Annotated in this window: 11 protein-coding genes; 1 reads left to right on the top strand and 10 read right to left on the bottom strand. The window is 44.6% G+C overall.

The genetic code is table 11. The features are described from left to right. Window positions 1-328 precede the first annotated feature (328 nt). Entirely contained in the window at window positions 329-4,687 is a 4,359-nt protein-coding gene (locus ACESTK_RS01150; RefSeq protein WP_173716775.1) for a leucine-rich repeat protein, read from the bottom strand. Window positions 4,688-5,002: 315 nt separating this feature from the next. Between ACESTK_RS01150 and ACESTK_RS01155 the strand changes: the two genes are divergently transcribed. Then, window positions 5,003-5,164 carry a DUF6783 domain-containing protein gene (locus ACESTK_RS01155; protein WP_373118246.1) on the top strand — a complete coding sequence of 54 codons (162 nt, stop codon included), beginning with the start codon at window positions 5,003-5,005 and terminating at the stop codon, window positions 5,162-5,164. A gap of 43 nt (window positions 5,165-5,207) precedes the next feature. Here ACESTK_RS01155 and cysK read toward each other — a convergent pair whose 3' ends face one another. The 9 genes from cysK to ACESTK_RS01200 form a co-directional block, all read right to left on the bottom strand. Further along, window positions 5,208-6,137: a cysteine synthase A gene (cysK, locus tag ACESTK_RS01160; RefSeq protein ID WP_173716774.1), complete on the bottom strand. Its 930-nt coding sequence runs from the start codon at window positions 6,135-6,137 to the stop codon at window positions 5,208-5,210. Window positions 6,138-6,618: 481 nt separating this feature from the next. Further along, window positions 6,619-6,840 (bottom strand): hypothetical protein, encoded by a 222-nt coding sequence (locus tag ACESTK_RS01165; protein ID WP_173716773.1) that lies wholly within the window; start codon window positions 6,838-6,840, stop codon window positions 6,619-6,621. A gap of 200 nt (window positions 6,841-7,040) precedes the next feature. Next, window positions 7,041-7,781, bottom strand: a complete 741-nt coding sequence (locus ACESTK_RS01170) for a LytTR family DNA-binding domain-containing protein (RefSeq protein ID WP_178090577.1) — start codon at window positions 7,779-7,781, stop codon at window positions 7,041-7,043. 104 nt (window positions 7,782-7,885) lie between these two features. Then, window positions 7,886-8,422, bottom strand: coding sequence for a hypothetical protein (locus ACESTK_RS01175; protein WP_148461358.1), 537 nt, complete (start codon window positions 8,420-8,422; stop codon window positions 7,886-7,888). A gap of 12 nt (window positions 8,423-8,434) precedes the next feature. Further along, complete coding sequence (locus tag ACESTK_RS01180) at window positions 8,435-9,658, bottom strand: M28 family metallopeptidase (protein WP_294424173.1); 1,224 nt, start codon at window positions 9,656-9,658, stop codon at window positions 8,435-8,437. A gap of 293 nt (window positions 9,659-9,951) precedes the next feature. Beyond that, window positions 9,952-10,176, bottom strand: a complete 225-nt coding sequence (locus tag ACESTK_RS01185) for a hypothetical protein (RefSeq protein ID WP_118577904.1) — start codon at window positions 10,174-10,176, stop codon at window positions 9,952-9,954. 314 nt (window positions 10,177-10,490) lie between these two features. Then, window positions 10,491-11,321, bottom strand: coding sequence for an energy-coupling factor transporter transmembrane protein EcfT (locus ACESTK_RS01190; protein ID WP_226815163.1), 831 nt, complete (start codon window positions 11,319-11,321; stop codon window positions 10,491-10,493). After that, window positions 11,311-13,035 carry an ABC transporter ATP-binding protein gene (locus ACESTK_RS01195; RefSeq protein WP_294424167.1) on the bottom strand — a complete coding sequence of 575 codons (1,725 nt, stop codon included), beginning with the start codon at window positions 13,033-13,035 and terminating at the stop codon, window positions 11,311-11,313. Before ACESTK_RS01195 ends, ACESTK_RS01190 begins: the two co-directional genes overlap by 11 nt. 290 nt (window positions 13,036-13,325) lie before the next feature. Continuing rightward, on the bottom strand, window positions 13,326-13,877 hold the full coding sequence (locus tag ACESTK_RS01200; RefSeq protein ID WP_148461353.1) for an ECF-type riboflavin transporter substrate-binding protein: 552 nt from the start codon (window positions 13,875-13,877) through the stop codon (window positions 13,326-13,328). Between the last annotated feature and the right edge of the window lie 16 nt (window positions 13,878-13,893).

Genomic DNA, 13,893 nt, shown 5'->3' on the forward strand with positions numbered 1-13,893 from the left:
ATATTGAAATTTTTGAAACAATAATGTTAAAGAAGGTTGCGTTTTTTATGCACAAGATTGCGTTTTTTATGCACAACACAACCTGTTTGACAACTATCCAGAAGGCAGTGTGAAGATACTAAACAGTTATCCTGTTTGAAAAAAACTGCCGTGTCCAATATGTTTCTTAAACATATCAGACACGGCAGTTTATCAGAGGCATCATACATCCTGTAATATTGGCAGTTCTAAAGTCTGCCCCCTAATCATTCTTACAATCTGCACGCCCCGCTTTACGGTATATTTTGTCTTCTTTCAGTAGGCGTAGCCTGCTTCGCTCTCTTACGATTTATGACACTTTGACTGTAATAACCACCTTTTTACTTCCGGAGCGTACCGTAACTTTTGCAGTACCTTTTTTCTTCGCTGTGATTACACCACTTTTTGTCACAGTGCAGACTTTCTTATTAGATGTGGTGTAGGTCACTTTCTGCTGGGTTGTGATCGGCGCCAGAATCGGTGCCAAAGTCTGTTTTTTCCCTTTCTTTAAGGTAATTTTCTTCGGTACACCTGAAATTTTGGTGGTTTTCACCGTTCCCTTCTGGATGGTAACATTCACAGTTTTTACTGCCCCACCAGCCAGAGTCACTGTAAGTTTCGTCTTTCCTGTTTTCTTCTGCGCCTTCAGCGTAACTGCACCGTCTTTGGTGTAGGAGCTTACCTTCAGAAGCTTACTGTTGCCGGAAACCACAGATGCTACATAGTCCCCACTCTCCATGCCGGAAATCTTGAGCGCTTTTGTGGTCTGTTTTATTTTCATTTTCAGGCTGGAGGCTGTAAGTGTCATTTTGGAAGTCAGCGGATTTCCATTGTCTCTTTCTTCTGTGGTCTGGCAGATCTTACAGATTCTTTTCTCTTTCTGAGCTGCAAATACGGTAGCATCTGATGTCTTTTCCCATTCTCCCCAGGTATGTTCTGTCTTTGCGATTGTTTCACCACCGCTTAATCTGGTTCCGCAGGTCTTACAATAAGTGTCGCCTGTATAGCCTTCACTTGCACAGGTTGCTGCTTTTTTCCCTCTGACCTCTGTTTCCCCATGTCCCTTCGCGGGCAGCTTCTCGGTTCTGGTCTGTCTGCAGTTCACACAGGTAAAGGTTCTGATACCTTCCTCAGTACAGGTGGCTTCCTTTGTCACATTTCCGTTATCCCAGCTGTGGGCGTCCGGATTCACCGGTAAAACCTCTGTTCTGGTAATATGGCAGTCCGTGCACTCATAGCTGATAATTCCTGTGGAAGTACAAGTCGCTGCTATGACTACCGTTCCGTTATCCCAGCTGTGCTCTACCGACGGTTTTGTCTGCGATACCATACCGATATTCACTTCGGTTCGAAGAGGCGGAACGGTCATCCAGTCACTCCATGTAGTTTCATATCCCTCTTTCTCGTATTTTACTCTCCACCAGCCTTCCGGAACATCCCATGCATATTTTCCGTCTGCATTTGTCTGAAGAGGATTGTACTGGTTATACTCCCCCGCATTCCATTTCGTTCCATACTCGGATGGGGACGGCGTTTTATTCCAGAAATCATCAGATTCATCATATGGAATCCAGTAAGCTGTTACGGTAACATCCTCAATTCTCTCTCCTGTGGAAAGATCAAACACATAGCCGCTTGGATCTACTACAAAACGAAGCTTGAATTTTTCCCCTTTAATATCTGCTTTTCTGATATCCCAGAATAATGAGGAAGCTGCTGTAATCGTTCCCAATATGGCAGTCAGCGCAATTACCGGGCCTGCGCCCATCGCCCCTCCTGCTACGACCAGTGGAATCATCGCTGTCATGATCATAAACATTTTCTGGTCACTCTCCAGATTATCCACAGCTTTCAATTTCTCCTTTAATTCCTGGTCAGAATAGTGACCGCCAGAAGCCAGTACGTCTTTTCTCAGCTCATCCATGTCTTTCTCAATCTGATAGTTCTGATATAACATGGACGCTCCCTTATTTATTGTTGACAGGTGGGAGGAGATCTGGGAAAGTGTCCAGTACTGATCCAGAGTCCCGGCATTTTCAGTAGCAGTGTCCAGCATAAATCCAATGTATTTATTTCCGGTAACATCCTTTACCAGCATATACCAGGTGCCTTTGTCGGAATAATCCAGGTTGCAGATATACTTGCTGTCATCATACCCCGGGATCAGATAACCCATATCTTTATTGGCTTCGTCGATCAATCCCTTCCATGTTCCCATACTGGAACCGTTGCTCTCGTCAAACACGCTGATGGTGACATCCAGTCCTACATCTTTCAGATCCTCCCCGAATTTACTGAGATCAATGGTTGCGTCATAATCGGTTGCTGTATTTTTCCTTACCGTAATATCCTTTTCTGCACCTTCCGGAAGTCCTTTCTGCAGAGCCTCCCAGTCAAAATCCTGTCCCATTTTTACTTCTGGAACTGTTTTGTTATATTCATAGCTAATCACGCCAGGAACATAGTTGTGATCGGATTCATCGAAATATCCGTCTGTCACAAATGCATTTTTTTCTGGATCATAAGTCGCTTCCAGATATTTGGTCTGGTTGTTTCTGGTGCTTGTAACGTACAGAGTCTTTATCTGTTCCGGGTTTTCAAAGGTAAGCTCATAATCAAATTTGCTTTTCGGAAGGTAATACACCAAAGGTGTTACTCCGTCTGTCTTTGTCAGATCGTAGGATTTTATTTTGTCATGCTCATTATAGTACATTTTGAAGGACTCGATTGAGGGTTCTCCTTCATTATAAGTAACTGCGGCAGTTCTTGTTTCTGTTGTACCATCTGCCTGTGTGCAGAGTGCTTTGATCTTATAGGTCTCATAGTTGGAAGGATTTTCCAGTGTAAGGACGGCAGACCATAAGCCGGCCTTTGATACCTGGACTGTCTGCTGTTCTTTCTCATTCACAAGCAGGGTAACAGTTCCACCGGCATTTGCCATACCGGAAACATTTACGGTTGGCTTTGATACAACATCTGGTGCATCTATGGTGAACAGATTAATACTTTCATTCAGTACACCGATGATTTCCTGGCTGGAGTTTCTGTTCTTTTTGTAGTTCAAAATAGCGTAGCTGCGTGCTACCGACTGACTCTGTGCTTTGATACTGAAACGGATAATTCCAGAAGTACCGCTCACAGGAATGGTCAGTGTCCTGTCCTTTAAATTATAGTTCTGGCATAACTCCCCATCCACCTTTAATGTAGATTCGTCAAGCTCTCCGTTGGAAGGAAGAACCAGCTTCACATTCAGGTCGCTTACTGCGGATTTCCATGTGTCTTTTATGTTATAGCGTACTGTCATGGCCACATATCCATTGGCTGTGGCACTTCCGAAGTCTCCGTAATAGCTGGTGTCTGAACGATCCAGGACGGTTTCGGCGCTGTCCGTATAAGTTCCTATTTGCTCAAATGGAATATTATTTTCAATGGCATATATGGTTGCCATAGAATAATAACTGCAATGTATCGTCAGCTGTGGGCAGTTTTCGAATACAGCTTTCCTGATATCAGTAGTGGAATCTGGAATGTAAATGTCCTTTAAACCTGCGCAGTCGGCAAATGCATAATCTCTTATCGTCTTGGTATTGGAAGGAAACGTTACTTCTGTAAGACCGGTTGCTCCTGCGAATGCGTATGCACCGATTTCGGTCAGGCTTGATGGCAACGTTACACTGGTTAGTGTGGTTAAGCTTGCAAAGCTATGCGGTGCGATTGCCTTTACTCCTTCCGGAATCTCTATCTCGGTCAGTTTCGGACAGCCGGAAAATACATTTCCATATTCATAGCTGTTCGATCCGTTTCCACTGGGACTGTTTACCCAGTTCACCGGATAATTGGCACTGACAAGATTGCTGCAGCCTCCAAAGACTTTATAGCCCAATGTGGTAATGCTGTCTGGCAGATGTATGCTGGTGATACTGGTACAGTTTTCAAATGCATAGGCGTATATGGTGGTAAGACCATCGGGAAGCTCCACACTTTCCAGCACTGTATTTCCCTGGAATGCTCTCGCTCCGATCACCTGAACCGCATAACCACCTATGGTAGACGGAACCTGAACGCTGGTGGCACTTCCGGAATATCTGGTAATACGCGCATAACTGTTATTTACAATTACATAGGAAAAATCACCTTCTGTCATCTCTGCCGATTCAGAAAGAGCCTCTTCCAATTCATTTGTCTCTCCAGTTTCCTCTACGTTTTCTTCCACGTCGCCCGAAACAAAAGCTGCAGCATCTCGCTTTATCGCCTCATCTCCCGCTTCTGCTCCATTCATTTCCGCAGATTCCCATCCATCAGAACCATTTGCTGAAGATTCAACTGTTTCTGATTCTCCAGACCAGAATCCGTCCTTGTCAGTAACCGTTTCCTCCGATGTGGTCGCTGAATTACTCTCTTCCAACGTATACGCTTCCGATATGCCGGTTGTCGCATCGGCTTTCGCATTGGTTTCTGTATTAGATTCCGCGTTGGTTTCTGTGTTGGTTTCCGTGTTAGTTTCCGCGTCGCCTTCATTCAAACTCTGGTTTTCAATAGAATCTTCTGCGAAGAAGTCCGCTGCAGCTGAAGTCCTAATTTCTTCTGCCGCATAAATCGGAATGCTTTGTGCACACATTGCAACACTCAGCGAAATTGCAAGTATCCGGCTGATTGCCTTCCTTTTCATAACTCTTTTCTCTCCCTTAAATTCATTTGTAACTGGTCAGACTCAAACGACGAAATGCAAAGCATTTTTGAAATTGGATCTGAACAATTACATTTATTTTTGATAATTGACTAGATTCATTTTAGCATAGCTATTTTTCCCTTACAATCACAAACGGCGCCGGAAAAGTTAGTTGTCGTTTTTATGTATAAGCATGCAATTTTTATGTACATTCCATCAAAATAAGCGCATAGCATTACGCAAAAAAACCTCACCAGTCTGAGCTCTATACAAGCAGTATCAGATTAGTGAGGCTTCTTATTCGCTAGAGCGTGTTTGAAAAATCATTCCTGCAATCTGCACGCCCCACTTTGCGGGAGATTTTGCCCGAATTCAGTTGCCGTAGCCCGCTACGGCGCCCTCATCCGGACAAAATCTCCCACAAATTGTGACGCACATCTTGCAGAAAGCCTTTTTCAAACACGCTCTAAACTATAACTGTTTAGTTCTTTCACAGTTACCGTATATTTACAATGTATCTTTATTCAGTAAACAATGGTGTAGAATAATATCTGTCACCAGTATCCGGAAGAAGGGCTACGATCACTTTGCCCTTGTTCTCAGGCTTCTTTGCATAGTCGATTGCGGCTTTTAACGCAGCTCCGGAAGAGATTCCTACCAGGATTCCCTCTTTGTGTGCAAGAAGCTTCGCTGCTGCAAATGCATCATCTGCCTCTGCTTTATAAATTTCATCATAAACCTTGGTATTCAGAACATCCGGAACAAATCCGGCACCGATTCCCTGGATCTTGTGCGGACCTGCTTTTCCCTCAGATAATACCGGGGAAGTAGAAGGCTCAAGTGCTACAATTTTCACATTCGGGTTCTGCTCTTTCAGATATTCGCCTGTTCCGGTAAGGGTTCCGCCTGTACCAACACCTGCGATGAAGATATCAACCTTTCCCTCAGTGTCCTTCCAGATCTCCGGACCTGTAGTAGCCTTGTGCACTGCCGGGTTCGCCGGGTTCACAAACTGTCCTGGTATGAAGCTGTTCGGAATCTCCTCTGCCAGTTCGTTAGCCCTGGCAATGGCACCTTTCATTCCCTTGGTTCCATCGGTAAGAACAAGTTCTGCACCGTATGCTTTCAGAATGTTTCGACGCTCAACACTCATGGTCTCTGGCATGGTGAGGATGATTCTGTATCCCTTAGCTGCTGCGATAGATGCCAGACCGATTCCGGTATTTCCAGAAGTTGGCTCGATGATTACGGAACCTTCCTTCAGGATTCCCTTCTGCTCTGCGTCTTCGATCATAGCCTTGGCAATTCTGTCCTTAACACTTCCTGCCGGGTTAAAGTATTCCAGCTTTACAAGAACGGTAGCTTCCAGTCCAAGTTCCTTCTCAATATTAGTAACCTCTACAAGTGGGGTGTTTCCGATCAATCCAAGTGTTCCCTTATAATATGCCATATCCATTCCTTTCCCGGCGCCTGCGGCCGCTTTACATTTATTCGAGGTGATGTCGCCGTATGGCGGCCCGCCTGTTATGTCTGTATCTGCCCCCAGTAACTGCCAGCTTGCTTCTTCGGCAATAATTGTCGATATTCCGTATTGATTTACTGGGTTATTTATTCGTTAAATGGATATTACCACTATTAACCCACTATGTCAATAGGTTTTTGGGATTTTATATGAGAAAATAGATTAGAGCGTTACTGTTCACTGGTAACGTTCCGCGAGGTGTTTTTTGTGAACAAAGTTCACAGAAAACCCGAGAATTGCAGCGCGAAGCGCGTTACTGTGAACGGAGTGAACAGTAACATTAGAGCCGTCGCGTAGCGACGCTTGTACGATTTCTATACACTATAAAATCTCCACAATATGCAAGAAAAGTGCATCTAGTACTAAGTTTCGTGTTTTTAGCTGGATGCACTTTATTTTCAATAAATTATCACTCCTCTGCCTCAGCAACTTCACAGACCATCTCATATGCATCTTCCAACGCGTCCAGAGCCTCAGTCAGTGTATCCACTTTCCTTACATCTGCGCCATCATCCTCATACTCCTGGATCAAATCTGAAAACTGGTCTTTCAGTTCCTCCATGTACTCTACTACCTGCTGTAATTTTTCCTCTTTTTCCAGTACGGATGATAAATTAATAATTTTTCCCATAGTATAATGTCCTCCGCTTTCAAAAAATTGTTTCTTAAAGGTTTTTCATATTTTCCACATCATAACATGTCCGAAACGTGTTCTCAATATTTCGCTTAAATTTTCACCTGCAGATTATAACGTATATTTTACAGAAAGCCTTTTTTCAAACACGCTATAGAGTTTCTCCCTTTTAATTATAACGTAGTCTGTAAATTCTTTTACAGGATTCCGCCCCGCATGCGCCGTCTCGTACTGCGCCAGCTATAATTTGCAAAAGCATCCTGGATTTCCTTTCGCTTAAGACGACTGATGGGGATTTCTGTCTTATCCGACAGCTTCAGAATATCCGTAGGCATAGCCACGATTTCCCTCATGGAAACCAGCGCCCACCGGATCGGGCGGCAAAACTCATTGGCTGGCAGAACCTCTTCCAGATCTGCCATAGACATGGAAGCATCTATCACGCCCTTTTTCGTGTGAATTTTCGCTCGTTTTCCATCTGCTTCTGCATACAGAATATCGGAAATGTAAATGCTCTCCTCCAGCCGTCCCACTTTCACGTTCACAGTCCGCAGGGAGTAGACACTGTCAAAAAAGCGATCCAGAATGTGAAACAGCTTCTCTTTTCCCACTGGCTTCACCATGTAATGAAGTGCCTCAATATCAAAGGCCTCTGCTGCAAACTCCGTACTGGTGCTCCCAAACACGATCTGCACCCGGCTGTTTCTTGAAATCAGCTTCTTCGCCGTCTCCATACCGTTCATCCCACTCATAAAAATATCCATAAAAACCAGTGAATAAACGGATGTATCTGAGGATAAAAATGCCTCCCCGGAAGAAAATTCTTCTATTTTCACATATAGGTTATTTTTGTCTGTGTATTCCGAAAGCAGCCGGGTGATATTCTCCCTGTCTTCCGCAAGGTCGTCACAAACCGCTATTTTTATCTCCTGGTTCATGTGTTGTTCCTCCCATAGAATCTGTCTGAAGTCTGTTTCTGAACCTGCCATCCCTCATATTTCAGCATAATAAATGCCGCATTCTCCGGGTAAAAATCTGTCTTTTATGATTCGCTCAGTTTTTGAAACATTTCCAGATATTCCTGCTCTACTTCAACAAACGGCCGCACTGTATAATCCAGTTCAAAGTGCAGCTTCGGTGCATCCCCCGGTTGTTTCTCTTCCAGAAGAACCTCTAAATCATACCAGAGAAGATCATCATCGATTTCTTTCAGACGCTGCGCTTCTTCATCAGTCAGACTGCTTCCCAGAAATTTCTTATAAATCACCTGAAGCAGCTGCTCTTCCACCTCACGGTATCTGGGCATCTCCTGCTTCAGCGGACGGGGCACATCTGACATATAGCACTCGCTGGCATCATGCAAAAGACAAGCCAGCGCCTGACGATTGGAATACCCTCGCCCAAGTGCCTCCTTCGCACAGCAAATACAATGCTCCCCAACAGACCAGAAAGAACTTACATGCCCATTCCCCCTACAGGTCAGCGACAACGCATGTGCAATATCCTGAATATCGATCTTCTCCGCCTCCGGATGAACCGGATTGAAATGTTTTCTTGTGTATGTGGTTATGTAACTCATAGGATGCCTCCCCTACTGCTCTTTTCTTTTTCTTGCAAGATACTCATCCAGTTCTTTCTTGATTTTCTCCGGAATCTCCCTTGCAACCGGACACACTGCTGCATTTGCAAAACGTTCTGTAAACTTCGCCAGAAAATCAATATCCCCCTGTAGCTGCTCCATGGACATAACCTCCTTCACATCATAGCGGCAATGAATTGGTGCCACATTGGAGCTGGCAATTCTGGCAAAAGAGAGTGCCGGAATTCCACTGTCTGCAAAAGGTGTAGAATCACTGGAATACACTCCGGTCTTTGCCTCAATTGGAAAACCGATTTCTGCTGCCATGTAAGATATATAATGTGCCAGCTTGTCCTCTGCTGAAACACAGGAGATAAATTTACCCATATAAGTTCCAATCATATCCAGATTAATGTTCAGCACTATTTTGTCCAGTTCCTCTTTATGCTCCTTCACATATGCCTTAGAGCCCAGAAGCCCTCTCTCCTCACTTCCGCAGAATACGAAACGAAGACCATAGTTCAGTTCTTTTCCCTTCAGCTGTTCCATAATTCCAAGCAAACCTGCGCAGCCACTCATGTTGTCATAAGCGCCGTGAGATAAAGAAGTGGAATCGTAATGGGCACTAAGCACAATAAACTCGTCCCGTCTGCCCGGAAGCTCTGCAATTACATTGTGTGACTCCCCGTCGTACTCTTTCTGGGAAACCTCCAGACGAATGTTCTTCACCTTATTTTTCACCAGTTCTACTGCCTGGCTGGAATGGATCATGGCGCAAAGAACTTTCCGTTCTTCCCCTACAACGGCTTCGCGCAGATCACGCTGGTCAATATCTGTATTTGGATAATACATATTTCCGTACTGGAAAATAATTCCCTTTGCTTCTGCTTTCATCAGGTCCTGGTAAACAAAAAATCCAACTCCCTGAGTGTCCATCAGTACAATTTTATCTTTTGCACCTGCTATGGAAACAGGATCCGTTCCCGGCATATAATAAAGCTCTCCCTCTACGCTGCCGCTGCCACAGCAGTTAAACGCCTTACAGGTAATTTCCTTCCCATCTGCAAACAAATGTGCAGATTCAATCTCTCCCGTAGCAACCCGAAAAGCCTCCAGATGAGCTGGCACTCCCAGCGCCTCGCACTGCGCTTTCAGAAATTCTGCAACCTGCAGTTCCTCTTTCGTACCACTGGCGTGGACAAAATCGGTGGATTCGAAAATATTGGATAAATTCATGATGGTTTTCTCCTTTGTGAATTGAAGATAAAATCTCCGGCTCTCAGAGTGTCCCTGAGAACCGGAGGTTTGTTTTTATAAATTTCACTTAAGTTTATAACATTTTACGTATTAATACCTTTCATCGTGATTTGTTTCCCTTACTTAAATTTAGTTTTCGGTTACATTTGCTCTTTTTTCAAACAGATAACCCATTCCACGACCTCCAATCTCGCCCATCATCTCTCTTGCCTCGTCCACGGGCACATTCATCTTTATTAGTAAAGTCCATAAAATATTCTTATAAATTTCTTTTATCGCTTCCGGCGCATTGCTGTAAATAGAGTTGATTTGCTGGATACATCCTTGATATCTTCAGACTGAACATTCGCAAACAATGGAATATTCGTATAATTTCTCAAAAACTGGCTGGCAAGTGTATCGTTTTTGAAAATCTCCCGGCTGTTCACATCTCTTGTATGCAGCTCCGGATGGTAAGCAGTGTCTCTTTTTCTTTTGTTCTGTGGCTTTCTGCTCATTTTTCCTCCTTACGCAGGAAACGCTTCACAGATCAAAAGATATCTACAAGTTCATAGTAACACGCACAAATTCAGAATACAAGAAGGAATCATAAACTTTTACTTCTCATCTTGTATCCTTTTTCAACAATTCAAATTTTGACTTACAAAATTTGTTGTATTGTTTTAGTATATATGATGAGAGGCGGGTTTGTTACCGTACAGCTATTGCCCAAGCGGGGTGCTCGTCTCTTTTTTAATCTATGGTTATCGAAAAAATGGCCATGCGAGCCCTCTCGCACAGCCATGTATCTCTCTTATCATATTCCCTTTTCTCACACAAACGGATTATAAAATCTCCCCCACCGTATCGTCACCGTCATGCTGACCACAAGCAGTACCATCCCAACTCCAATTGCCACAAAGTCCCTTTTCTCAAAAGGTCTCTTCATATACCACGTTCTCTTCTTATCCTTTCCAAACCCACGCAGTTCCATCGCATTGGAAATAGTGTCAATCCGATTCAGGCTGGTGAGGATCAGCGGCAGAAGAATATTCACCGAATTCTTCAGCCGGGCAAAAAAGTGCTCGTTTTTTCCAAGCTCTACGCCCCTGGCCTGCTGAGCCTGGCTAATGCTGTGGTAGTCACGCTGAATATCAGGAATATAACGAAGGGCAATTGCAACAGAATAACCCACCTTATAGGAAATCCCAATACTGTTCAAACTGGCAGCAAACTCACTTGGGTTCGTTGCAGAAATAAACAAGATCGCAACCGGCAGCGCAACAAAATATTTCAGAGAAATATTCACCATATAAAACAGCTGCTCTGCGGTCAGATCATACCGCCAGAACAGGTGGCAAAGCACATGTCTGGTTCCGTACAATGTGGTTCCCTGATTTGGGTCAAACAGAAAAATAAACAAATTATTCAACACCAGAAATACCAGCATAAAAATCATCATAAACCGCACTTCGCGGAACTTAATCTTACTCAGCTTAAACGCTGCCAGGCTCACCGCAAACAACCCAAGCAACACCCACGTATTATAAGTGATCATACTTGCAAAAGTAAAAAGCAGGAAAAACGCCAGTTTGGTGGTACCTGTCAGCTTGTGTATCACACTTTCCCTTGGCAGATAATTCAACACTGTCTTAGCGGCCATGGCTTCGCACCTCCCTGTCCTCCTCAATAAAACGCTGCACAAACTCTTCAGCCGGACTGATTCCCAGCTGGTTCGCCAGGGTAAAAAGGCTTGTCTCCTTCAGTGCCGCCTGACGGATCAGCTGTGGATCACAAAGAACTGCTGCCGCGCTTCTATCCGCGATCAGCCTGCCATCTGCAAAAACCAGTGCCCGGGGCGTATATTCCAGCATCAAATGCATATCATGAGTAATCATCACAACTGTTACCCCTTTTTCATTCAGCCCGCGAAGGAACTCCATAATCTCTGTATAATGGTGAAAATCCTGTCCCGCAGTTGGCTCATCCAGAATGATCAGTTCCGGATCCTGCACCAGCACACTGGCAATGGTCACACGCTTCTTCTGCCCGAAGCTAAGCGCCGATACCGGCCAGTTCCGAAATGGGAAAAGTCCGCAGACTTTCAAAGTTTCCTCCACTTTTTCCCGAATCTCTTCCTCGCTTTTTCCCATATTGCGAAGGCTCAGTGCCACCTCATCAAAAATCATGGTCTTGGAAATCATCTGATTGGGATTCTGCATCACATAGCCGATATGTTTGGCTCTGTGGCGGATATTTTCCTGCAGAAGATCCCTTCCCTGGAAAAGGATTTCACCGGAATCTGGTGTCTCAAAGCCGCAGACCAGTTTGGAAAAAGTAGATTTTCCGGCACCGTTTTTCCCCACAATGCTGACCATTTCGCCCTTGTGAATTGTAAGAGAAACATCACGTAAAGTCTGCCTGCCTCTCTCATAACCAAAGGTAAGATTTCTTACTTCAAGCAGCGGCTCATGTTCTTTCTCTGCCTCTGCTGCCGGACGGGACCAGAACCAGTCTGTCATTTTCTTCCGGTCTGCCTCATCTATCACAACAGAATCAACATGTGCCGGTTTCTTCGCAGGAGCAAGTTCCACGCCTGCATAACGCAGTGCAGTAAGATAAAGAGGCTCCCGGATTCCGTTTTCTTCCAGAAGTCTGGTGGACAAAAGCTCATCCGGGTGAAGATCTGCCAGAATTTTCCCATCGCCCATAAGAACAATACGGTCTACATCTCGCCACAAAACATCCTCCAGACGATGCTCAATGATCACCACCGTAGTATCTGTTTTTTCCTGAATCTCATCGATCAGCTCAATAGTCTGCTTACCTGTAGCCGGATCCAGATTGGCCAATGGCTCGTCGAACAACAGAATTTTCACCTGATCTACCATTACCCCCGCCAGGCTGACGCGCTGCTTCTGCCCGCCGGAAAGCTCGTGGGGTGCAAAATCCAGATGATCCTGAATTCCGACCAGCTCTGCCGCGTGACGGGTAATCTCATGCATTTCATCCTGCGGCATGCAGCTGTTCTCCAATGCAAAGGCAATATCCTCACCAACTGTCAGCCCGATAAACTGACCATCCGGATCCTGCAGCACTGTGCCTACATATGCAGAGAGCTGGAAAATACTGCTCTTCGGCGCATCCACACCATCCACAATAAGTTCCCCGCTGCATTCTCCTGGATTGGAAAAAGGATTCAGGCCATTGATGCAGCCTGCCAGAGTACTTTTTCCACAGCCGGAAGGACCTGCGATCAACACCCGCTCGCCGGGATAAATATCCAGATTAATTTCCTTCAGCGTAGGCTTTTTCTGTGCCCGGTACTGGAAAGAAAAGTTTTTGAAAGAAATAATAGGAGATTTTTTCTCTGTCATATAGTACCTCAAAATCAAATATCCTGAAGCGAATCCATCGTCAATTTGTAAATAATGTGACCGCTTCAGAACCACTTAACAATTTGCATCTCTATAAGTGTACACCTTACACCATCTCAAAAGGATAACACGAATTTCTTAAATCCACAATAAAATTTCTTACCAAAGTTTATCTTATTTTGCATAAATCTTGCGAAATTTACTTTTGGGATCCAATAAAATTATGCATCAAAAAAGACCCTGCCACAAGTTTCCCCATAGCAAGGTCTTTTACAAATTTCCCTTTCAGCTTATTCCTGATCCAGAGAACCTTTCTTTGCAATTGTTTTTGTATAAGCCAGAATCAGAAGACCGCCGACTACAACACCTGTGATGGTGTTTGAAACAGCAGCGAATGCGCCCTGTGCGAATACTTTGTTTGCCGGTTCAGCATAGATTACAATGTCAAGTACAGGTGCAACAACTACCCATCCTACAACATGTGCGATCACGTTTGCAACTGTGAAAACGGCAACTTTGCCTTTTCCGAAATCGCCTTCCTGAACCTGAAGCTTCTTGGCGAACAGACCGATCACAACACCTACAAATGCAGATGTGATAACCCAGCTCCACCATGGGCTTCCACCCCAGGACAGGTCGATCAGTGTATGTCCGATGAAACCAATGAGTCCGCCTGCAACCGGACCATACATTGCTGCAAGAAGTCCAAGTACTGCGTACTGAAGACTGATGTTTGTGTTCGGGACCGGACTAGGGATCGCCACAAAACGTCCCAGTACAAAGAACAGTGCAGCACCGATACCGATAGCAACTACGGTTTTGATACTATTGTTGTTTTTCATAGCTCTTTCCTCCTAC

The sequence above is a fragment of the Ruminococcus sp. Marseille-P328 genome (genome assembly GCF_964249465.1).
GTDB classification, from domain to species: domain Bacteria; phylum Bacillota; class Clostridia; order Lachnospirales; family Lachnospiraceae; genus Blautia_A; species Blautia_A faecis.